The organism is Limnohabitans sp. 2KL-17 (genome assembly GCF_003063415.1).
Classification (GTDB): domain Bacteria; phylum Pseudomonadota; class Gammaproteobacteria; order Burkholderiales; family Burkholderiaceae_C; genus Limnohabitans_A.
The window spans coordinates 1-22,084 of the sequence record NZ_NESK01000023.1; the positions used below are offsets into that span (position 1 = coordinate 1).

Below are 22,084 nucleotides of genomic sequence, written 5' to 3' on the forward strand. Positions count from 1 at the left end.
CAGCCTGACCGCCTCCATCTTGAATTCCAGCGTGTACTTGGCCCGTTTCCTCGTTTCACTCATTTCGTTCTCCTTGAACTGATTTTTAACCATCAGCTAAGCAGTACGTTTTTCGGGGGCAAGGTCAACCACCAAATATTGCGACACGGTGGTGGAACTGAGCTGGCTGTCTGTCAACCGCCGCACAAAGGCGTCCATCATCATGGGCGTGACCTGCGAGGGCGGAATGTATTTGAAATAAGGCAGTACATGGGCATCCAGGCGGTTTTTCAGGATGCCGACAGACGCCGAACTGAGTTCCCCCCGCTTGACACGCTGGTTCTCCTGCTCAATCAACTGCTCCGCCAGCACGTCAAAACTGTTAAAGCGCATGGCGCCCTGGGTCAGCACCGAGTCCGTCATCCCCGTACGCGGGCGTTTCACGCTGCGCGGACGCGGCAACTGGGCCGGCCCGGGGTCTTCATCGTCCTCGTCCTCACCAGCCTCTTCTGCCTCGTTGCTTAAATGATTGATTTTTTGATTGTTTTTAGACTTTTTGACATTTACGGCTCTGGACTCTGACATTTTTATCCAAGCGTCTGGGCTGAACACGTAAAAGACGGGTTGATTGGCATCCAAAATGGCCACGGCAGACGCGCCCGACGCGCCCACGATGTGCATGGGCTGGGTCAAAAAATCGTCGAGGCTGGCACACAAAGAGCCAAAAAGAGGCCGGACAGTCATAGGCTAGTAAAGTATAGAGTGACGAATTAGATGTTAACTTTTTATTGGCAAATAATGTGATAAATGTAGCTGCTCTGGCTGTTCTGACAGTTTCCAGCGCTGCTTTCGCTCAATCTTCGGTGTCCATCTCTGGCAACATCGACCTGTCTTACGTCAGTGCCAAAACCGCTGACGGCGGCAAGATCTCTACTGTCCAAAACGGTGCCACATCCACTTCCAAGATCATCTTCTCTGGCGTTGAAGATCTGGGCGGCGGTTTGAGCGCCATTTTCCGTGCCAACAGCACCATCGCTGCTGACCGTGCAAATACGTTCGTCCGTCAAGTCAACCCTAACATGGGTACTAGCGCTGCAGCAACATCCGCTACCAACCAAGGCCTGGCTTTTGGTGACCGCGATCTGTACATTGGTCTCAAGGGTGGTTTCGGTGAATTGCGCGTGGGTCGCAACCAGTCCATCTCTGACGACAACAACAACGCAGGCGGCAACCATGGTTCCGTTTGGACCTACTTCATGGCCAACTCTGCTGCACAAGCTGGCGTGAACAACGCATTCGGTGGCGCTGCCCCAGTTTTGGGCGCTGCTGGCCGTATCAACGACTCTTTCAAGTACGCATCGCCTGTGTTCAATGGCTTCCAAGTGCAAGCTTTGTACGGTTTGGGTGAGCGTGACAACTTGCGCAGCGAAGGTGTTGTGACTGAAGCGCAAGTTTCTTATGTGCAAGGTCCTATCGCTGTGTCTTACAGCATGGGCAAAATTGCTGCTGCGCCTAGCGACGCAACAACATTTGGCGCTTTGGCTGCATCTTCCACACAAGCTGCTTTGAATGCTGCTGCTGGTGTTGAGTCGAAAGAAAGCCGTTTGATGGCTTCTTACGATCTGGGCATGGCCAAGATCAACGTGGGTACATACAACCAGAAGACTGCTGGTGCTGCTGCTGACAAAGCTTCGCACGTGACTTTGACCATGCCTATGGACGCATGGACTTTTGGCGCGACTTACATCACTGTGAAAGACAGTGCTCCTGCTGCTGGTCAAGTTGCCAAAATCGATGGCTTCTCTGTCCATGCTGGTTACGCTCTGAGCAAGCGCACACGCGCCTACGCTTTCTACCGTACCATGGACAAAAATGGCTTGGCCGCTCAAAAAGCCAAACCATCAGCCACTTACATTGGTCTGAACCACGCTTTCTAATTTGACGCTGGTGCAAGCCAGTTGAGATTTAAAAGACTAAGAAACCCACCGTGGCAACACGGTGGGTTTTTTTACGTCTGTGTGATCAATGTGGTGCCAGTGGGCCCTGCACAACGCAGGGGTTCAGGGCCGATCAATGTGGGCTCACACCACCGCGTGACAAGCGATCTTGATGCCTTTGAAGTCGCGCAGCGGTGGACGCTCAGTGCGGCAGATGTCGGTCACCTGCGGGCAGCGCGGATGAAAGGTGCAGCCGGTGGGCGGGTTCAGGGGGTTGGGCACTTCGCCCTGCACCGGGGTGCGGGCGCGGCCGGTATCGTGCATTTTGGGGATCGCGTCCAGCAGCATCCGTGTGTAAGGGTGTTGCGGGTTACCAAACAGGGTGTGTTTGTCGGCCAACTCCACCAGTCGGCCCAGGTACATCACGCCCACCTGGTCGCTCACATGGCGCACCACCGCCAGGTTGTGGCTGATGAACAAATACGTCAGGCCGCGCGCACGCTGCAGGTCTTTCATGATGTTGAGCACTTGCGCCTGCACACTCACATCGAGCGCAGAAGTGGGCTCGTCGCACACCAAAAACTCAGGCGCAGTGGCCAGTGCCCGCGCGATCGAGATGCGCTGGCGTTGCCCACCCGAAAACTGGTGCGGGTACTTGACCATGTCGAGTGGCGACAAACCTACCGACTGCAGCAGCTCGGCTACGCGGGCTTTGAGCTCGTCGGCGTCTTGAATCAGGCCATGCTCTTTCAGCGGCTCGCCAATGATGTTGTCCACCGTCCAGCGCGGGTTCAGGCTGGCATAAGGGTCCTGAAAAATCATCTGGATGCGCTGGCGCATTTTTTGTGCATCGGGCGACTTGAAGGCCGCGTGGGCATCTTGCCCGTCAAACGTCAGGCCACCGCGTGTGGGCTCATACAGGCCCACCAGCAAGCGTGCCACGGTGCTTTTGCCGCAGCCGGACTCGCCCACCAGGGCCAGGGTTTTGCCGCGCTCGATCTCGAAGCTCACGCCATCGACGGCGTTCAGCATCTGGCGCGGTTTGCGCTCGATCACACGGTTCAGCCAAGGGGCCGAGACGTCAAAGGTTTTGGCCAGATCGTGCGCGACGACCAAGGGCTGGGTCTGTGGCTGGGGTTTTGTGTCGCTCATGCGGCACTCCCGTCGTGCAGCCAGCAGGCTGCGCGGTTGGCACCCGCCTGCACCAACTCGGGCCGCTCTTGCCGGCAGCGGTCAAAGGCCTTGGGGCAGCGCGGGTTGAAGGCGCAGCCAGTGGGAATGGCGTTCAGGCGCGGCATGGCGCCGTCGATCTGGTTCAGGCGTTCGCGGTCACTGTCCATGTCGGGAATCGAGGCCATCAGGCCTGCGGTGTAGGGGTGGGCTGGGTGGTTGATGACCTGGTGCACCGGGCCGATTTCGGCCACACGCCCGGCATAGAGCACCGCCACGCGGTCGCAGGTTTCGGCGATCACACCCATGTCGTGCGTGATCAACATCACGGCTGCGCCACGGTCTTTGCAAACTTTTTTGAGCAAGCTGATGATCTGCGCCTGAATGGACACATCGAGGGCCGTGGTGGGCTCGTCGGCCACGATCAGTTGCGGCTCGGCCGCCAGGGCCAGGGCAATCACCACGCGCTGGCGCATGCCGCCCGAGAACTGGTGCGGGTAGTGGTCAATGCGTTCTTCGGCCGCAGAAATGCCGGTGTCTTTCAGCAGGTCAATGGCGCGTTGCCGAGCCTCTTTGGGCGTGACCGGCAGGTGGGCCAATATGGTCTCGGTCAGTTGCCGGCCAATGGTGTAAAGCGGGTTCAGTGAGGTCAGCGGGTCCTGAAAAATCGCACCAATCTTGCGGCCCCGGATGTGGCGCATCTGGTCGGCGTTGAGGTGGTCGATGCGCTGGCCTTCCAGCAGAATCTGACCGCTGGACACTTGGCCCGGTGGCTCCAGCAGGCCGATGATGGCGGCACCGGTCAGCGATTTCCCCGCACCCGATTCGCCCACCACCCCCAGGATTTCTCCGGGCGCGATGTCAAAGGAAATATCGTCCAGCGCACGCAAAGTGCCGTGGCGGCTGGGAAACTCCACCACCAAATTCTTGACTTGTAAAAGACTCATCGCAATCTCGGATTCAGCGCGTCGCGCAACCAGTCACCCAGCAAGTTGACCGACAGCGCGATCAGCACCAGCATCAGCCCCGGGAAAATCGTGATCCACCATTCGCCCGAAAACAAATAGTCGTTGCCCACCCGGATCAGGGTGCCCAGCGAGGGCGATGTGGGCGGTGCACCGACACCCAGAAAAGACAGTGTGGCCTCGGTGATGATGGCCGTCGCCACCTGAATGGTGGCCAGCACCATGACCGGGCCCATCACGTTGGGCAGCACATGCTTGACCATGATGCGCAAGGGGGCCACGCCCGTTACGCGGGCGGCTTGCACGTATTCCTTGTTGCGCTCGACCAAGGTGGTGCCGCGCACCGTGCGGGCGTATTGCACCCAACCGGTGAGCGAGATCGAGATGATCAGCACCCCAAAAGCCAGCGACTCGTGCGCATTGGGAAACAGGGCACGCCCCACACCCGCAATCAAGAGGGCCACCAAAATGGCCGGGAAAGACAGCATCACATCGCACAAACGCATGAGGAGGGCATCGATCCAGCCCCCCCGAAAACCGGCCAGCAAGCCCAGGCCCACACCCACCACCACCGACAAGACCACCGAAGCCAGCCCCACCACCAAAGAGATGCGCGAACCATAAATCAGGGCAGACAAGATGTCGCGGCCCTGGTCATCGGTGCCCAGCAAGAACTTGGTGCTGCCGCCGTCCAGCCACGCGGGCGGCAGTCGGGCATCACTCAGCTCCAGCGTGGCCAGGTCAAAGGGGTTGGTGGGCGAAACCCAGCCGGCGAATACCGAACAAAAAAGGCAAACAAAGGCGATCGCAGCCGCCACCATCGCCGTAGGCGACTGGCGGAAGCTGTAACCCACATCGCTGTTCAGCCAGCGCTTCAATGCGTTCATTGCTTATTTGATGCTGATGGACTTGAAGGGCATGTAGTTGTCACCGCGCTGAACCAGCGTGACCTTTTTGCTGGTGCCCCAGGCCAAGGCCTGCTGGTGCAAAGGCAGGTGGCCGATGTCGTCGTTGTGCAGCTGGAACACCTCACGGATCATGCCGTTGCGCTTGGTTTGGTCGGTTTCGCTCTGGATCTTGACCGTCAGCTCATCCACCTTGGGGTTGCAATAAGCGCCCAGGTTGAACTGGCCTGTACCCTTGTCGTCCACGCAACGCATGAGTGCGTTCAACGCGTTGTGTGCATCGTAGGTGCTGGGTGTCCAGCCCAACAAATAGAAGCTGGTGTCGCGGCGCAAGATTTTGGGGAAATACGTGCCCTTGGTCTCAGCCTTCAGGTTGATCTTGACCCCGACTCGCGCCAGATTGGCGGCCACAGCCTCACAGATTTGGCCGTCGTTCACATAACGGTCGTTGGGGCAGTTCATGTCCACCGTGAAGCCGGTGGGGTAACCAGCTTCGGCCAGCAGCTTTTTGGAGGCTTCGGGGTCAAAAGGCAAGCGCTTATTCAGGTCGGGGCTGTAACCGTTGATGCCAGGGCCCACCATCAAGGCGCTGGGGTTCGAGGCGCCGCGCATCACAGTGCGCTTGATGCCTTCGATGTCAATGGCCTGGTAGAAAGCCTGGCGGACACGCTTGTCCTTGAAGGGGTTTTTGCCCTTCACGCTGGAGTAAAGCAGTTCGTCACGCTTTTGGTCCATGCCCAAAAAGATGGTGCGCAACTCGGGGGCCACCAGAGCGCGCGTGTTGGCACCGCTGTTGATGCGGGGCACGTCTTGCACAGGCACTGGCTCCATGATGTCGATCTCACCCGACAGCAAGGCGGCTACGCGGGTCGGGTCATTGGCGATCACGGAGAAGATCACTTCGTCCACATTGCCCTCGATCTTGCCCCAGTAGTTGCCATTGCGAACAAAGGTGGTGCGGATGTTGGGCTGGCGCTCACGCAGACGGTAAGGACCTGTGCCATTGGCGCGGAATGAGGCGGCATTTTCAATGCCTTTGCGACGGTCTACCGGGCGAACGGCCTGGTTGTCCTCGCACCACTTCTTGCTCATGATGTAGACCGAGGACAAGACGTTGGGCAGGATGGGGAAAGGGGCTTTGGTCTCGATCTCGACGGTGTGGCTGTTGATTTTGCGCACTTCCTTGATGTCGTTGGTGTTGCTGCGCATGTCGGAGCCTTCGCCTGCTGCGCGGTTCAAAGAAAACACCACGTCGTCGGCGGTGAAAGGCGTGTCGTCATGAAAGCGCACGTTCTTGCGCAGCTCGAAGCGCCAGACAGTGGGCGCTGTTTGCTTCCATGAAGCGGCCAGACCGGGTTCAAACTTCAGGTCTTTGCTCACGCCCACCAAAGATTCATAGACGTTGTTGGTCACGCTCAGTTGCAGCGACTCGTTGAGCGAATGCGGGTCCATCGACAAGGCATCCCCCTGGTTGGCAATGCGCACGGTGGCGGCTTGCGCCATGCCCAGCGACAAAGCCGAGACGATGGCTGCAGCCATCAGGGAACGGGACAGTTTGGATGTTCGCATGAAAGACTCCTGAAGTTGAAAGTGGTGGGTTGTTAGGGTTTGGCGACAGCGCCCAGGGGCAAAGCCTGCTCGACCAGGCTGGCGTGCAAGGCGGCGCCCAGGGGCAGGATGTCGTCGTTGAAGTCGTATCGGCTATTGTGCAATGGGTGCGGGCCAGGGCCGTGGGGCAGACCTTGCCCAATGCGGATGTAGGCGCCAGGCTTGGCCTGCAGCATGAAGGAAAAATCTTCACCGCCCATGCTGGGCAACATGTTACGCCACACCTTGTCTTCGCCCACCAGGGCCGCCGCCACGTCGCAGGCAAATTGCGCCTCGGGCACGGTGTTCACGGTGGCGGGGTAGGTGCGCTCGTAATGGAGTTCTGCCGAAGCACCAAAGCCCTGGGCGATGCCAGTACACAGGTTGCGCAGGCGTTCTTCGATTTGGTCTTGCACGCTCTCGCTGTAAGTGCGCACGGTGCCCACCAGGGTCACATCGCCGGGGATCACGCTCATGGCACCCGGGTGGCCGCCTTGCATCGAGCAAATGCTGACCACCGCCTGGTCAAACGCCGACAGGTTGCGGGCCACCACGCTTTGCGCGGCAGTGATGATGTGGCCTGCCACCAGCACAGGGTCGATGGCCTGGTGCGGGCGCGCACCGTGACCGCCCTTGCCGCGAATGAGGATTTCGATGCGGTCCACCGCCGCCTGCATGGGGCCGGGGGTGATGCCGATCACGCCCAAAGGCGTTTCAGGCGAGTTGTGCTGGGCAAAAACTTTTTCGCAAGGAAAGCGCTCGAACAAGCCGTCTTGCATCATGGCGCGGGCGCCCGCGTAGCCTTCTTCGCCCGGCTGAAAAATCAGCACGGCCGTGCCATCAAATCGGCGGGTTTCGGCCAGATAACGCGCCGCGCCCATCAGCATGGCGGTGTGGCCGTCGTGGCCACAGCCGTGCATCAGCCCGGGTTTGGAAGACTTCCAGGTGCATTCATTGAACTCGGTCATTGGCAGCGCGTCCATGTCGGCGCGCAGGCCGATCATGCGGCCCGGGTTGCTGGCCGAACGGCCTGCGCCGTGCACCAAGGCCACCACGCCGGTTTTGCCGATGCCGGTGTGGACGCTGTCCACACCGCACAGCTTCAGGCCCTCGGCCACGCGGCCCGAGGTGTAGACCTCTTCAAAGCCCAATTCAGGGTGTGCATGCAGGTCGCGCCGAAAGGCCGTGAGCTCGGGGTGAAACTGCGCAATGCGCGCAAACGCAGCGCCGCGCCCCAACACCGATTGCAAGGAAGCACCCATGTTCAATGGCCCCCTGGCTTGCCTACGCGCAGGCGAGGGTCGACCACAAAGTAAAGCAAGTCCACCACCAGATTGATGACCACAAAAATCAGGGCGATCAGGCACAGGTAAGCGGCCATGACCGGGATGTCGGCAAAGGTCACCGCCTGGATGAACAGCAAACCCATGCCGGGCCACTGGAACACCGTCTCGGTGATGATGGCAAACGCGATCAGGCCACCCAGCTGCAAGCCGGTGATGGTCAGCACGGGCACCAGGGTATTTTTGAGTGCGTGCCCGAAGTGGATGGTCCGGTTGGACAGGCCCCGGGCGCGTGCGAACTTGATGTAATCGGTGCGCAGCACCTCGAGCATCTCGGCGCGCACCAGCCGCATGATCAGCGTGAGCTGAAAAATCGCCAGCGTGACTGCGGGCAAAACAATGTGGTGCCAGCCCTTGGCCGTCATCAGGCCACTGGACCACCAGCCCATCTGCACCACATCGCCCCTGCCGAAACTGGGAAACCAGCCCAGCATCACGGCAAAGACCAAGATCAACAAAATGCCAATGAGAAAGGTGGGCAAGGACACGCCCAGCAGCGACACAGTCATGATCAGCTGGCTGGCCCAGGTGCCACGGCGCAAAGCTGCATAAACCCCCATGGGAATGCCAATGGCCAGTGCCAGCGTGGCCGCCACCAAAGCCAGCTCCAGTGTGGCGGGCAGGCGCTCGGCGATCAGGCGCGACACCTTGGCGCCCTGGCGCAAGCTCAAGCCAAACTCGCCTTGCACGGCATTAGACAAAAAGTGGCCGAACTGCACAAAGAAGGGCTGGTCCAGGCCCAGATCGGACCTGAGCAACTCGATCTGCTCTTTGGTGGCGTCTTGCCCGAGCAAGAACACCACCGGGTCACCCACATACTGAAACAACAAAAAGGCGATGAAAGCCACCGTGATCATGACGACCACAGCCTGAATCAGACGCTGCAGGATGAAAGCGAGCATCAGTTGACCCTGATCAGCGACCAGTCGAGGCGGTTGTCAGGCCGATGAATCACCTCGACGTTTTTCTTCATGGCCCAGGGGATGACTTGGTTGTGCAGGGGAATGTGCGCCACCGTGTCGTTTTGCAACTGCAGGCCTTCGGTCAACAAACGGTTGCGCACAGGCAAATCGGTCTCGGTTTTGACACGGTCCACGATGTAGTCCATGCGCGGGTTGCTGTAGCGGCCCACGTTGTAATTGCCGTCACCGCCTGTGCCCACCGAGCGCACCAGAGACTGCAGGCTGTACAAGCCGTCAAAGGTGGGTACGCCCCAACCCAGCATGTAAATGCTGGCTTCGTAGCGCTGGATCATGGGGAAATAAGTCACCAGCGGCATGGTGCGCAGCTTGGCCTTGACGCCCACCTTGGCCCACATGGCCGTGATGGCCTGGCAGATTTCTTCGTCGTTGATGTAACGGTTGTTGGGGCAGGCAAAGTCCACCTCAAAGCCATTGGCGTAACCGGCTTCGGCCAACAGCTTTTTGGCGGCATCCTGGGAATATGGGAAACGGGTGTCGACCCCTTTGGTCCAGCCATTCACCTGGGGCGCCACGAGCGCGCCGGTGGTTTGAGACAAGCCGCGCATGGTGACGCGCTGGATGGTGTCGATGTCGATGGCCTGGTAAAGCGCTTTGCGCACTTTCACATCTTTCAGGGGGTTTTTGCCCTTCACGCTGGAACCGGGCAATTCGTCGCGCTGCTGGTCCATGCCCAAAAAGATGGTGCGGTTCTCGATGCCATCGACCACTTTCAGGTTGGCGTTGTTGCGCATGCGCCCCAGGTCTTGCGGGCTGGGGTCGAGCACGAAGTCCAGCTCGCCGGAGAGCAAGGCCGCAGCGCGGGTGGCTTCGTTCTTGATGGGGGTGTAGATGATTTCGGTCACGTTGCTGGGCACCTCAGACCAGCCCCACCAGTTGGGGTTTTTCACCAGCACCAGCTTTTGGTCGGGCTGCCAGTCCTTGACCATGAAAGGGCCGCTGCCCATGGCATTGCGGTGGGCAAAGTTTTCTTCTTTGACTTTGGCGTCTTTGGGCTCGACCGACTTGTTCTTTTCGGCCCAAGCTTTGCTCATGATGCGTAGCTCGGTCAACTGGTTCAGCAGCACCGGGTTGGGGCCACTGAGAATGATGTCAACGGTGTTGGCATCGACCTTGACGATGCGGCTGAAGCCTTGGGTGTAGACGTTGAAATTGGAGGTTTTGCTGCGGGCACGGTCCAGAGAAAACACCACATCGTCGGCTGTCAGCGGCGAGCCATCGCTGAATTTCACGCCTTTGCGCAAATTAAACCGGTATTGGGTGCCCGACATTTCCTTCCAAGAGGTGGCCAGCTTGCCTTCCACCTTGAAGGTTTTGCTGTTGTAGTAGACCAACGAGTCAAAAATAGCCGCGTGCACACCATTGCCCAAGGCATTGTTTTGCGAATGGATGTCGAGCGTGGGGATGTCGCTGGCGCTGGACCATTTGAAAGGCTTGGCCTGCACCGTGGCAGCGCCCATCAGGCCCGCCAAGCCCAAAGCGAGCGCCAGTGTGGTGGTGCGGACGGACAAATTTGTTGCGTATTTCATCAATTTACCTCGGTCTTGGAATGTGATGTAAGGAGTTGCATACTATGCAACATTCAGGCCCGCGTAAGGGAGAGGGAATTCCCCCAAGTGGCCTGTCGCGCACAGGACTGGTGCATTCAATCGAGGTCAATGTTGCCGTACCAGGCCCGAACCTTGCCCCGCGTGTTGTCCGTGTCGGTCATGATGGCCATGCCCACCAATGCCCCGGGTGGCTCGCCAAAGGCCTTCTCAAAATCGGCCCGGATATCGCGCTGGTAGCGACGCCACTGCTGAACATGCACCGGGCCAGACTCCACCACCAGCTTGCGCACACGGTCTGTGCGCGGGTTCATGATGACCGAATCGACCGGACGGCGGTTGCACCAGACGTACATCAGCGTGGCATAGGGCAAGGGCTCGCCGGTGAGGGCTTCGGTGAGTTCGCTGAGCATGGCGTTTTTGGCAGAAAACTGGCTGCGGTCCCCCTCAAAAGCCAGGATCAGCCGAACCGGAGAGTCTTCGCTGTCGCGCTCGGCCATGTCTGCTTGTGCGATCAAGCTGTCCACTTGCCACTCAAACCTCAGACGCCCCAATTGATCAGGCGGCACGCTCAGTCGCTGGCGCAACATGCTGGCCGATGCCCCGGCATCTGCCTGAACGGCCACACGCTGTTGGTGCGTCTCCAGCTTGAAGGCGGTGCGCAATTTGCCCGGCAACAGCACCGGGTCCCACTGGGCCGTGTGTTGCGGGCTGAAGTGCAAAGCGCCCCCCGCAGGCTTGGTGAGCACCGCTGCCGATGGCACGGCCTGTGGTTGCAAAGCACAAGCTGTCAGCCCTCCCAGCAACGCGCCCACCCATAAGCCACCCAAAACCCAACGCCACAGCAATTGTCCAAGTAGATACCCAGTTTTCATGCACACCCTCAACGGTCAATTGAGCCCTTTGTTACACGACGCGCATCTTATGGCAAGCCGCTTGCCGATTGGCTTGCATGACCCCACCCGCTGAGGGGCTTGCACCCGAAGGTGTGCACCCATGCTGGGCACAGACATAAAAAAACCCCACCGTGTTGCCACGGTGGGTTTTTTAGTCTTTTAAATCTCAACTGGCTTGCGCCAGCGGGGAATTAGAAGGAGTGGGACACGCCCAGGTCGAAACCAGTGGTCTTGTCACCAGTCTTAGGCTTGGTGTTAGCGATGGTTGTATAGATGCTCGTACGCTTGCTCAAAGAGTAGACGTAACCAGCAGCGAACTTGTCCGTGTCAAGTGTCGTGCCTTGCTTGGCATTGGAGAATGCAAGCTTAGCAACGCCAGCGCCCAAAGGAGCTGTCAAGCCGACCAAGTAACCTTTGACTTTTGCTGCGCCAGTGTCTTCGTCAGTAGAGTAAAGGCCAGTCAATTTGACCATGCCCAAGTCATAAGAAGCACCGACGTTTGTGCCTTTGTGTGTGGTGTTCAAAGCTGTGTCGTACTTGGCTGTAGCAAGAGCGACGCTCACAGGGCCTTGTTCGTATGTGGCGCGGAGGCCGTTGCCAGAACCAGTCTTTTTGCCAAGTGCGTCATTGGATGCGTTTTCACCCAAGTAAGTTTGAACTTGGACTGCAAAACCGCTGAAGGAAGGAGAAATGTAGCCAATGCTGTTGGAAGCACGCACGCCTGTCAGCAAAGTTGCTGGGTTAGCGCTGGCGTTGGCTTGGGATGCGCCCACACCGTTGGTGCCGAACGGATCATAGATAGTTTGAGTCCAGAACAAAGGCGTGTAGTCACGGCCAACGCGCAACTCACCGAAACCACCCATCAGGCTCAGAGTAGAGCGACGGTTGAAAGTCAAGCCTTGTGTGCCAGCACTGGTCAAAGCGGTCACAGTTTGGTTGTTGGTGTTGGTAGCAGCGCCAGCACCGCTGTCATTGGCAACGCCAGCTTCCAGGTGGAAACCAGCTTTCATGCCGCCGCCAAGATCCTCTTCACCACGAACGCCAAAACGGCTGGAGTTCAAGGCTGAAGTAGCCATGGCTGTTTTCTTGGCAGCGCCAGTTTTAGTGTACTGAACAGCAGCGTCAGCCACGCCGAACAAAGTGACAGTAGATTGAGCCAAAGCGCCAGTTGCGGCTGCCAATGTAGCCAGAGCAATCAGAGTTTTTTTCATTGCAAATTTCTCCAAAGATTAAAAAAGAGCTTCGTATCCACCAGGTGAAGACCACCTGCCCGAACACTTAGCCAACCTCCAAATTCGGAAGGTTGAGCTATTGCACCAGAGCCGAAGGTCTTTTCCAAGAAATTAAAAGAATAAAGGTCATTTTCGTTGCATCGCTGCAACAAACACTGCAAGTCAGGACTTTTTAAAATCAATTAACATCATTTTTCTCTAATAAATTCAACAACTTCAACGCACTGTCGAATGCATTGGGTTGAATGTGGCAACCCTAATAAAACAGCCAGGATGGTCTTGCAATGCTTTTTCGTTGCCCTTTATAGTCCTTTGTTGTACTCAAGAGTTTTCACATGACCCTCAATGCCCTGATCCTCGCCGCCGACAGCGCTTTACGAACCCTGTGCGCGGAACCACGCGCCAGCCGCCCCATGCCAGTTGCCGAAAGCGCGGGCCTGGAAATGAGTGAAGCAGAGCGAAAAGAAGCTGCAGCCCTGATGCGCGTGAACCATGTTGGCGAGGTGTGCGCCCAGGCGCTTTACACCGGCCAGGCCCTGGCCTGCAAAGACCCGGCACTGCGGGCGCAGTTGGCCGAGGCCAGCCGCGAGGAAACCGACCACCTGGCCTGGACGTACCAGCGCCTCAACGAGCTGAAAGACCGCCCGTCTCTGTTAAACCCGCTCTGGTATGCCGGGTCCTTTGTCATTGGTTACGCGGCAGGCAAGCTAGGGGGCGACAAAGTGAGTCTGGGCTTTGTCGTAGAAACCGAGCGTCAGGTCGAAGCCCACCTGCAAAGCCACATGGACCGTTTGCCTGCTGCCGACTCCGAATCGCGGGCCATCGTGGCCCAGATGAAAGCCGATGAAATAGCCCATGCCCAAATGGCCCTCAAGGCCGGGGCAGTGGAGCTGCCCGCCCCCGTTAAATCACTGATGCAGGTGGCCGCCAAGCTGATGACGCAGGTGGCACACCGGGTTTGAGGGCTTGCATTAAAGCGCGTGTTTTCTTGAATGCATGGAAAGTGATGCCATTCTTTATGGATTTCAGCCCGCTTCCACCACCTCAAAACTGGTGGTGATCTCGGCCGTCTTGCCCAGCATGATGCTGGCCGAGCAGTATTTTTCGTGGCTCATGGTGATGGCGCGCTCGACCGCGCTGGTAGGCACGCCTTTGGCGGTGACGGTGAAATGCATGTTGATCTTGGTGAAGACTTTGGGGTCGACTTCGGCACGTTCGCTGGTCAGCTTGACGCTGCAGCCGCGCACATCATGGCGACCCCGCTTGAGGATCAACACCACATCGTAGGCGGTGCAGCCACCGGTGCCGGCCAACAAGGTTTCCATGGGGCGAGGTGCCAGGTTTTGGCCGCCGTTTTCAGGCTTGACAGCATCGGGCGCGCCGTCCATGGCGATGACATGGCCGGAACCGGTTTCGGCTAAAAAACCCATGCCGGAGCGGGTGCCGGCAGCGCCGGTCCAGGTGACTGTGCATTCCATTTCATTTCCTCGTCGGTTGAGTGGCTCAAAATTTTGAGCGAGCTTGGATAGGTAGATGTTAACCAAGACACTCTGGAACCCACTGCGGCCTTGCCGATTGCACGCGGCAAACCTCAAAATTGGACGGCTGTATGAGCTTTCTGGCAAATTTTTGCAATTTGAAACAAACAACTTGCTGCAATGCAACAAAACACCCGTAGAATTGCGAACAAGCGTGCTTTTTTGTACGCACCGTTTGTCTCCTCCACCCTCTGAAAAGGTGGATTTGCCCCAAGCCGCAAGGCTCGGGGCATTTTTTTTGGCCGTTATCATTAAGGCCAAACTTTTTAGGCGTGCGGCTTGCCCGCGATCGTTCTGGACATGACCACAAAACACCTCCAACCCGCTGATTACCTGATCAAGATCCTGAACGCTAAGGTCTATGACGTCGCCGTAGAGTCGGCCCTGGAAACGGCCAAAATTTTGTCGCGGCGCTTGGGCAACCAGGTGCTGCTCAAGCGCGAAGACCAGCAACCGGTGCACAGTTTCAAGCTGCGCGGGGCTTATAACAAGATGGCCCACCTGTCGCCCGAGCAGCTCAAAAAAGGGGTCATCTGCGCCTCGGCGGGCAACCACGCCCAGGGCGTTGCGCTGAGCGGCAGCAAGCTGGGCGCACGCGCCGTGATCGTGATGCCCACCACTACGCCGCAAGTCAAGATCGACGCGGTCAAAGGCCTGGGCGGTGAGGTGGCGCTGTTTGGCGACAGCTACTCCGATGCCTACGACCATGCCCTGAGCCTGCAAAAAAAACAGGGTCTCACTTTTGTCCACCCCTTTGACGACCCCGAGGTGATCGCTGGCCAAGGCACCATTGCCATGGAGATACTGCGCCAGCACCAAGGCCCGCTGGATGCGGTATTTGTGGCCATTGGCGGTGGTGGCTTGATCAGCGGCGTGGCCAACTACATCAAGGCGGTGCGCCCGGGTGTCAAGGTGATCGGCGTGCAGATGAACGACTCTCAGGCCATGATCCAGTCGGTCGCGGCCAAAAAACGGGTGAACTTGTCCGATGTGGGTCTTTTCTCGGACGGCACGGCCGTGAAGCTGGTGGGCGAAGAAACATTCCGCGTTGCAAGCAATCTGGTGGACGAGTTCATGACGGTGGACACCGACTCGGTGTGCGCAGCCATCAAGGATGTGTTTGTGGACACCCGCTCGATCGTGGAGCCCGCGGGCGCGCTGGCGGTGGCCGCCATCAAGCAGTACGTGGCCACGCACAAGACCAAGGGCCAGACTTATGCCGCCATTTTGTGTGGCGCCAACATGAACTTTGACCGATTGCGCTTTGTGGCTGAGCGCGCCGATGTGGGCGAAGAAAAAGAAGCCCTGTTTGCGGTCACCATTCCTGAAGAGCGCGGCAGCTTCAAGCGCTTTCTGGAGCTGATTGGCAGCCTGCCTGGCGGCACGCGCAATGTGACGGAATTCAACTACCGCATGAGCGACTCGGACCAAGCCCATGTGTTTTTGGGCCTGAGCACCCACGGCAAAGGCGAGAGCAGCAAGATCACCGCCAACTTCAACAAACACAAGTTTTTGGCGCTCGACCTGACGCACGACGAACTGGCCAAAGAGCATATCCGCCACATGGTGGGCGGGCACTCGGCGCTGTCACAAGACGAGCGCCTGATGCGTTTTGAATTCCCGGAGCGTCCGGGCGCTCTGCTGAAGTTCTTGAGCCTGATGCGCCCAGGTTGGAACATCAGCCTGTTCCACTACCGCAACCAGGGCGCCGACTACGGCCGCATCTTGGTGGGCCTGCAGGTCCCCCCCAAAGACGACAAGGCCTTTGCCAAGTTCTTGCAGGCGCTGGGGTATCCGTATGCGGAAGAGACTGATAACCCGGTTTATCGGATGTTCTTGCGGGGGTAATGCTCGTCGTTGCGCTTGATCAATACTGAAAAAAAGGGTCCTCTCGGACCCTTTTGTAATTTTGAACGGTGCACTGATTATCGAAATGCTTTGTTTGCAGTGATATGGTAAACGCGCACGTTCTTTTCAGTATATGTACGCGTCCATACTTCACGGTATACGTAGGCATTTGTTACCGGTGTACTGAAAGAAGTACCCAAACACGCATCGGTCAAACCATCAACGCCGTAGAAGACACTTCCTGTCGCGAGGGTGCGACTAGACAGTTCCTGCATACTGCGACCAACACCGAAACTGCTAGTGTCTACTGTGCTTGTCGTAGAACTAGGACTGCAAGCAGTAGTCGGATGCTTCTCTTTTGCAAATCCACCAGCTGCATTCCAAAAGTTAATTCCTGGGATGGCATCCAGTTCTGCAGCCAAGTCATCGTCTGCTGACCAAATGCCATCTGCATTTAGGCCCGTGAAGCTTTGGTTAGCAGTATGAATCGACAATGGACCCCGCAATCCTGGCCCAGGACGGCCTCTGCTCACCTCGGAGTAGAAGCCCACCAAATCAGCTCCGATAGCTCCGGATTTGGTGGTCCAAGTAGCGTCGACTGAACTTTGATTGTTCAAAGTCGCCGCGCCTGTTGCAGAAAAGTCCAAATATTTGGTCAATGTCTGCTTCGTTGGAACACTCAACATCTCGGCATCGACCAAGTCCTTTGCCACTGAAGCAGGAGGTAATTCACCCAAATAACGAACATTAAATTTCATTCTCAACTTATTGTCAGAATCAATAACGTAATAAGTAAAGACTGGGTTGTTGTCAAACGTCTTAGCCAACTCGGCATCTGGTTTCATGCGCGCGTAGCGTGCACCAGTATTCCAACGTGAATCGCGTCCATTCATCGCCGTACTGACCACCCCGGTTAAAGGATGGACTTGGTTCAACAACGGCTCCGACTCAACCAAATAAGTTGAAGAAGATGTGTCTGTCACGCTGTCCACTTGACCAGTTGTATTGCCACAAAAGTTTGAAATGCTGACAGTTGAATTTAACGCCGTTTGGTTCAAGGCCGTTTTTTGCGCTGAGGTCAACCGACGGTCAATGGCCAAATAATCTTGAACAGTTGAACCTGATGGCCTTTTCAACATCACCCCATGAGGGAACATGCCCATCCACTTTGAACCTTCAAACCTGCCTGGCCCCATGACTACGACGCACTGGGTGATGGTTTTTAAACCTTTATTGGTGTTAATTGCGGAAAAACTTGCACCTGTATTCTTGTAACCCGTAGAAGTTCTGTAATCGATGGTTGCACTAAGATCCGGCTCTCCGGTTGTTGCATCAAATGTGATCCGGGGATCAAACTGAAAGCGCATTCCGGATTCAATGCGACTGAAGTTGACGTTGTTGTAGTTATTTGGCGCAACGGTCATGTCTCGCAAGTAGTTAAGAGTTGCATCCACCGAAGCAGATACTTTTCGGCGATTACCATAAAGCTTCCAAGTGTCATCGCTTTGCTTTTCAATCACCTCGGGCGTTGTATAACCACTTCCTGCATTGTCTTGCCAATTGATGTTGACCGCCAGTCGCAAAGGGTTTGCATTGCTTAACAGTCGGATATCAACAGAATTGAACTTTGCACCAGCCGTCGTGTTGATCGTATTGGAATTGAGCGCCCTGGCCCAACGCAGCATGAAAGGTGCGCCATTTTGCAAATAGCCGGGCACAGCCAGATCAGCACAAGCAGGATCCAGCGTAGCAGAGGAAACCGTCTTGTTGGTCAACCTTGCAGTTTCTGAAACTGCAAAACAAGCTGTGAATTTATCCAATAAGAGCTTGAATTTGGGTGGCTCAATGGTGGCAGCGTCCATGGCACCAGAAGGACTAACGCCTGCAGACTTGCTAATCACTACGGTGGAAACTGTGTCAGTTTCGGTTGAAGATGCCATTTTGTTGGACAACTCGACGTATCCAGCACGGGTGTTCATAGCCACATGGTCAAGCAACAAGTCTGCGCCTTCTCCGTTGGCCTTGAACTGCGTGGTCAACGGATCAAAGTTGTTCCCAATGAGCTTATCTGTCAAAGGCTTCAAAACTATCTTAATCGAGTCATAAGCATTTTGAATCGATGAATCCGTAAGAGCACTCAGCTGACTGGGTGACAAGTCGCCAATTGATGAAGAGGTTACCAACAAAGCTGTCGCTGCAGTCGTAAGCTGGCTAACGTTTGCTGTTTGGGCACCTGAAATTTTCGGAACAATCGCATGGTGAACGACTTGGCGATCACCAATTTGCCCTGAAGCAGTTATTTGAAACGGTGCAACGAACCCCGATAAGTCTGCAAAAGAGTACTCACCTGACGTGTCAGCCGATACCGAGACCGTTTTTCCGTTCACATCACGAAGTGTGATCAGGGCACCAGAAATTGGTGCGCCGATAGCAGCAACACCAGAAATCGAATTGGTGATTTGGCTACTGCTGCCTCCTCCCCCTCCCCCACAAGCCACCAAAACCGCTGCCGCAGCGGGCAGCAATAACATTTTTGTTAATTTTTTAAACATTAAAATAGTCTTCGAGAAAAAATGACATTTGCCAAATTCTGCTCTTTAATTCCAATTTTTGATACGGTTAAACCATCAGTAGTTACCCTGATACAACAAAAGCAACAAAACCAAGAGGTGCTTACGGTTTGTCAGGATTGGGTAATTCCAGCAACATATCGGCGCTGGGTGACTGGAGCCTGGCCTGTCTGGGGGTCAGGGACACGAGGGTCAAACCATCTTGCACGGCTTGGCCTACGCGGTAGGCTTTGGGTGGCTGGCCGTCGGTGGCGATCAAGGCGCTGCCTTGGCCAGAGCTTGAGGCAATGACGCCCAGCAGCTTGAACTGGCTGTTGGTTGAGGCCTTTGGCCCTTCTTGGGTGGCCATTTGGCCCAAGGCTCGGGCGATGGCTGGGGCGACTTCTGGCTGCCGTTCAGGCGCCGTGGAAAGGCTGGTGGTCGACTGAACGGTCTGCGGCGACGTCAATTGCAAGCCCCAATACACCGCGCTGGCCGCAGCCAAGGCCCAGGCACAGGCGGCCAGCCCGCTGGACCAGTGGCTTGTTTTCAAGGAGGCTGTGCTTTTCATGTGCAGATTATGATCGACCCCATGCAAACCAAAGCCCATGCCCCAACCCGTCGCCAACGCGGCTTTACCCTGATTGAACTCATGGTGGTGCTGGCCATCATCGGGGTGCTGGCCGCGCTCATCGTGCCCAACGTGCTGGGCCGTGCTGACGACGCCCGCATCACCGCCGCCCGCACCGACGTGGGCAATCTGATGCAGGCACTCAAACTCTACAAACTGGACAACCAGCGCTTTCCCTCGGCAGAACAAGGCCTGAACGCGCTGATCCTTAAGCCCGCCACCGAGCCGGTGCCAGGCAACTGGAAGCCTTACCTGGACAAGTTGCCCAATGACCCCTGGGGCCGCGCTTACCAATACATGAACCCCGGCATCAAAGGCGAGGTGGATGTGCTGTCCTTTGGTGCTGACGGTCAAGCCGGCGGCGAGGGCAACAATGCGGACATCGGCAGCTGGCAATAAACGGCACGCCGCGCAGGCGAGCGGCTTCACTTTGCTGGAGCTTTTGGTGGTGCTTGCCCTGGTCGCAGTGGCCACTGCTGGCGTGAGCATGGCCCTGCGAGACAGTGCCGACAGCGCCCTGGAACGTGATGCCCAACGCCTGGCGGCCCTGCTTGAAACCGGCCGAGCCCAAGCCCGTGCCAGTGGCCTGCCGGTGGTTTGGCGTGCGCAAGCGCCAGGAGGTTCACAAGATTTCGTTTTCGAGGGCTTGCCGCCGCCTGGCTTGCCACGCAACTGGCTCGACAAGACCACCCGCACTGCTGCCGGCACAGCCATTGTTTTGGGGCCCGAGCCCTTGATCGAACCCCAGGCACTCGCTTTGTCGAGCAGCACGCGGCCAGCCCGGCAACTGTGGGTGCTCACCGATGGCTTGCGGCCTTTCAAGGTGCAAACCAAGCTCGAAGCGACAGGAGGCAACTGATGCCCCCACGCAAAGTCCGTTTCCCATCCGGCGCCTCACCACGGGTGCGCGGCTTCACGTTGATTGAAGTCCTTGTTGCACTCGGCATCACGGCGCTTGCGCTGATGGCAGGGCTGAAAGCCACCGGATCGCTCAGCCGCAATGCCGAACGCCAGACGGTGAGCATGCTGGGACAAATTTGCGCCGAAAACGAACTGATCGCCTTGCGGCTGCGCAGACAGCTGCCCGACACGGGCAACACCACGGTCCAATGCACGCAAGCCGGGCGACTGCTGCAGGTCGATGTGTCGGTTCGCCCCACACCCAACCCCAATTTCAGGCGGGTCGATGCGCGGGTGCTGGACCAGGGGGACTACGTGCTGCAGCTGTCCACCGTGATGGGGCGCAACTGATGCACGCACGCCCAGCCCTTCAAGCACGCGGCTTCACCCTGATCGAGGTGCTGGTCGCCATCAGCGTGATGGCCTTGATGGCCCTGATGTCCTGGCGCGGACTGGACGGCATGCTGCGCACACAAAGCAGTTTGCAATCGCGCTCAGACGAGATCCGCACCTTGCAAGCTGGCCTGGCCCAATGGCAAACCGACCTGGACCAACTGGCTGAATTACAAGGCATCGCCAGCTGGAACTGGGACGGCAAAGTACTGCGCCTGACGCGGCGAAGCGCTGATGCGCCGCCCTCCAGTGTCGGTGTCGGTATTGACGCCATGGGCGCGCCCAGCGTGCGGGTGGTCGCCTGGACTTGGCGCATCGACCCTGGACGCCCTGGCGGAGGCGATTGGCAACGCTGGCAATCGGCCCCGCTGACGCAGCGCCAGGATTGGCAAACCGCCTGGAAACTGGCGCAGCAATGGAGCCAAACACCCGACGATGCCACCCGCACCGGGCAAGTGCAAATTCACCCCTTGGCGGGTTGGCAATTGTTTGTGCACCGGGGTGGCGCCTGGACCAACCCCTTGTCGAGCGATGCCGTGACGACAGGCACCAGCAACAACGCAGACGGCAACACGACGCAAAGTGGAGCCACACCCGATGGCGTTCGCCTGGTATTGACCTTGCCCCCAGGGCCGTCAGGCGCTGGCAGCTTGAGCATGGACTGGGTGCGCCCCACTTTGTCAGGGGCGCTGCCATGACGCTTTGCACAGCCCGCCCCAACAAACAGCTTCAGCGCGGCGCCGCCTTGCTCACGGCCATGCTCACCGTGGCCCTGGTCACCACCTTGGCCAGTGCGGCGCTTTGGCAACAATGGCGGCAAGTCGAGATCGAAACCGCCGAACGCGGCCGCAGCCAGACCAGCTGGATGATGACGGGCGCGCTGGACTGGACCCGCCTGATCTTGCGCGAGGATGCGGTTTCGGCACAAGGCGCGGGTGTTGATCATTTGGGCGAGCCCTGGGCCTTGCCTGTGCAAGAGTCCAAGCTGTCCACCTTTTTGTCACAAGACCAGCAATGGCATGAAGGCGATGCCGAAGTGTTTTTGTCTGGCCAGATCACCGATGCGCAATCGCGCATGAATGTGATGAACCTGATCGAAGACGGCAAAGTCTCCACCAAGGCGCTGGCCCGGTTTGCGGCCTTGTTTGAGCGGCTCAACCTGCCGTTGAGCGAACTGCAAAACCTGGCCCTGCAACTGCAAGCCACAGCAGAAGCTGCCGCAAAGCCCGCCACGGCAACAGCCAGCGCCGCATTGATGCCACAGCAAACTGCACAACTGCTTTGGTTGGGGCTGAGCCCTCGCACCCTGGCGAGCTTGCAGGAGCACATCACCATCCTGCCCGAGGCCACACCCGTTAACTTGAACACCGCCTCAGCCGAAGTGCTGTCGGCCAGCTTGCCCGGGCTGGATCTGGCCTCGGCTCGCCAGGCGGTGGACCAGCGCCAGCGAGGGCATTGGCCCAGCCTGGACGCAGCCCGTGAAGCGCTTGGCGCTGCGGGTCGGCAACTGGACGAAAAACAGCACAGCGTCCAGAGCCGCTTTTTCGAAGTGCAAGGTCGCATGCGCATTGACAATGTGGTGCAGCAAGAACGCGCATTGATGCGCCGCGACGGCAATCAGGTGCGCATGGTGTGGCGGGTCAGAAACCCGATACAGCGCCTGAACTCACCTCTACAATGAGCT

General features: G+C 57.7%; 21 protein-coding genes. 8 read left to right on the top strand and 13 right to left on the bottom strand.

Annotation, left to right across the window (positions count from 1 at the left end):
* Positions 1-96: 96 nt before the first annotated feature.
* A complete protein-coding gene (locus B9Z45_RS17270) occupies positions 97-660 on the bottom strand; it encodes a hypothetical protein (protein ID WP_199221899.1) in 564 nt (187 codons plus the stop codon).
* Between the two features lie 119 nt (positions 661-779).
* Between B9Z45_RS17270 and B9Z45_RS12325 the strand changes: the two genes are divergently transcribed.
* A complete protein-coding gene (locus tag B9Z45_RS12325) occupies positions 780-1,916 on the top strand; it encodes a porin (RefSeq protein WP_158270424.1) in 1,137 nt (378 codons plus the stop codon).
* 144 nt (positions 1,917-2,060) lie between these two features.
* Here the strand turns inward: B9Z45_RS12325 and B9Z45_RS12330 are convergent, their stop codons facing one another.
* From B9Z45_RS12330 to B9Z45_RS12370, 9 genes are all read right to left on the bottom strand, one after another.
* On the bottom strand, positions 2,061-3,068 hold the full coding sequence (locus tag B9Z45_RS12330; RefSeq protein WP_108407525.1) for an ABC transporter ATP-binding protein: 1,008 nt from the start codon (positions 3,066-3,068) through the stop codon (positions 2,061-2,063).
* On the bottom strand, positions 3,065-4,033 hold the full coding sequence (locus tag B9Z45_RS12335) for an ABC transporter ATP-binding protein (protein WP_108407526.1): 969 nt from the start codon (positions 4,031-4,033) through the stop codon (positions 3,065-3,067). The genes B9Z45_RS12330 and B9Z45_RS12335 overlap by 4 nt, the downstream gene beginning before the upstream one ends.
* The gene (locus B9Z45_RS12340; RefSeq protein WP_108407527.1) at positions 4,030-4,938 is read right to left on the bottom strand and encodes an ABC transporter permease; all 909 of its coding nucleotides are present in this window, start codon (positions 4,936-4,938) and stop codon (positions 4,030-4,032) included. The genes B9Z45_RS12335 and B9Z45_RS12340 overlap by 4 nt, the downstream gene beginning before the upstream one ends.
* 3 nt (positions 4,939-4,941) lie before the next feature.
* A complete protein-coding gene (locus B9Z45_RS12345) occupies positions 4,942-6,495 on the bottom strand; it encodes an ABC transporter substrate-binding protein (protein ID WP_370445841.1) in 1,554 nt (517 codons plus the stop codon).
* Between the two features lie 62 nt (positions 6,496-6,557).
* Complete coding sequence (locus B9Z45_RS12350) at positions 6,558-7,805, bottom strand: M20 aminoacylase family protein (protein WP_108407529.1); 1,248 nt, start codon at positions 7,803-7,805, stop codon at positions 6,558-6,560.
* A 2-nt stretch (positions 7,806-7,807) separates the two neighbouring features.
* Entirely contained in the window at positions 7,808-8,788 is a 981-nt protein-coding gene (locus B9Z45_RS12355) for an ABC transporter permease (protein WP_108407530.1), read from the bottom strand.
* Entirely contained in the window at positions 8,788-10,395 is a 1,608-nt protein-coding gene (locus B9Z45_RS12360; protein ID WP_233252189.1) for an ABC transporter substrate-binding protein, read from the bottom strand. The genes B9Z45_RS12355 and B9Z45_RS12360 overlap by 1 nt, the downstream gene beginning before the upstream one ends.
* A gap of 116 nt (positions 10,396-10,511) precedes the next feature.
* On the bottom strand, positions 10,512-11,288 hold the full coding sequence (locus B9Z45_RS12365; protein WP_108407531.1) for a DUF3047 domain-containing protein: 777 nt from the start codon (positions 11,286-11,288) through the stop codon (positions 10,512-10,514).
* 212 nt (positions 11,289-11,500) lie between these two features.
* On the bottom strand, positions 11,501-12,520 hold the full coding sequence (locus tag B9Z45_RS12370; RefSeq protein ID WP_108407532.1) for a porin: 1,020 nt from the start codon (positions 12,518-12,520) through the stop codon (positions 11,501-11,503).
* Between the two features lie 356 nt (positions 12,521-12,876).
* On the opposite strand from B9Z45_RS12370, the gene coq7 reads away from it, so the two are divergent.
* Positions 12,877-13,503: a 2-polyprenyl-3-methyl-6-methoxy-1,4-benzoquinone monooxygenase gene (coq7, locus tag B9Z45_RS12375; RefSeq protein ID WP_108407533.1), complete on the top strand. Its 627-nt coding sequence runs from the start codon at positions 12,877-12,879 to the stop codon at positions 13,501-13,503.
* 63 nt (positions 13,504-13,566) lie between these two features.
* On the opposite strand, the gene B9Z45_RS12380 is transcribed toward coq7, so the two are convergent.
* Positions 13,567-14,019 carry an OsmC family protein gene (locus B9Z45_RS12380; protein WP_108407534.1) on the bottom strand — a complete coding sequence of 151 codons (453 nt, stop codon included), beginning with the start codon at positions 14,017-14,019 and terminating at the stop codon, positions 13,567-13,569.
* 360 nt (positions 14,020-14,379) lie between these two features.
* Here B9Z45_RS12380 and ilvA point away from each other — a divergent pair, with 360 nt between their 5' ends.
* Positions 14,380-15,927: a threonine ammonia-lyase, biosynthetic gene (gene ilvA / locus B9Z45_RS12385; RefSeq protein ID WP_108407535.1), complete on the top strand. Its 1,548-nt coding sequence runs from the start codon at positions 14,380-14,382 to the stop codon at positions 15,925-15,927.
* 77 nt (positions 15,928-16,004) lie between these two features.
* On the opposite strand, the gene B9Z45_RS12390 is transcribed toward ilvA, so the two are convergent.
* Positions 16,005-18,479 (bottom strand): carboxypeptidase-like regulatory domain-containing protein, encoded by a 2,475-nt coding sequence (locus tag B9Z45_RS12390; RefSeq protein ID WP_108407536.1) that lies wholly within the window; start codon positions 18,477-18,479, stop codon positions 16,005-16,007.
* A 121-nt stretch (positions 18,480-18,600) separates the two neighbouring features.
* Positions 18,601-19,047, bottom strand: a complete 447-nt coding sequence (locus tag B9Z45_RS12395) for a type II secretion system protein N (RefSeq protein WP_108407537.1) — start codon at positions 19,045-19,047, stop codon at positions 18,601-18,603.
* A 21-nt stretch (positions 19,048-19,068) separates the two neighbouring features.
* Between B9Z45_RS12395 and gspG the strand changes: the two genes are divergently transcribed.
* From gspG to gspK, 5 genes are read left to right on the top strand one after another with little or no spacing between them, the layout of a single operon-like run.
* Positions 19,069-19,506, top strand: a complete 438-nt coding sequence (gspG, locus tag B9Z45_RS12400) for a type II secretion system major pseudopilin GspG (RefSeq protein WP_108407578.1) — start codon at positions 19,069-19,071, stop codon at positions 19,504-19,506.
* A complete protein-coding gene (locus B9Z45_RS12405) occupies positions 19,481-19,966 on the top strand; it encodes a prepilin-type N-terminal cleavage/methylation domain-containing protein (protein ID WP_108407538.1) in 486 nt (161 codons plus the stop codon). The genes gspG and B9Z45_RS12405 overlap by 26 nt, the downstream gene beginning before the upstream one ends.
* Positions 19,966-20,358 carry a type II secretion system minor pseudopilin GspI gene (gene gspI / locus B9Z45_RS12410; RefSeq protein ID WP_108407539.1) on the top strand — a complete coding sequence of 131 codons (393 nt, stop codon included), beginning with the start codon at positions 19,966-19,968 and terminating at the stop codon, positions 20,356-20,358. Before B9Z45_RS12405 ends, gspI begins: the two co-directional genes overlap by 1 nt.
* On the top strand, positions 20,358-21,098 hold the full coding sequence (locus tag B9Z45_RS12415) for a prepilin-type N-terminal cleavage/methylation domain-containing protein (protein WP_108407540.1): 741 nt from the start codon (positions 20,358-20,360) through the stop codon (positions 21,096-21,098). The genes gspI and B9Z45_RS12415 overlap by 1 nt, the downstream gene beginning before the upstream one ends.
* On the top strand, positions 21,095-22,081 hold the full coding sequence (gspK, locus tag B9Z45_RS12420) for a type II secretion system minor pseudopilin GspK (RefSeq protein ID WP_108407541.1): 987 nt from the start codon (positions 21,095-21,097) through the stop codon (positions 22,079-22,081). Before B9Z45_RS12415 ends, gspK begins: the two co-directional genes overlap by 4 nt.
* The last annotated feature ends 3 nt before the right edge of the window (positions 22,082-22,084 follow it).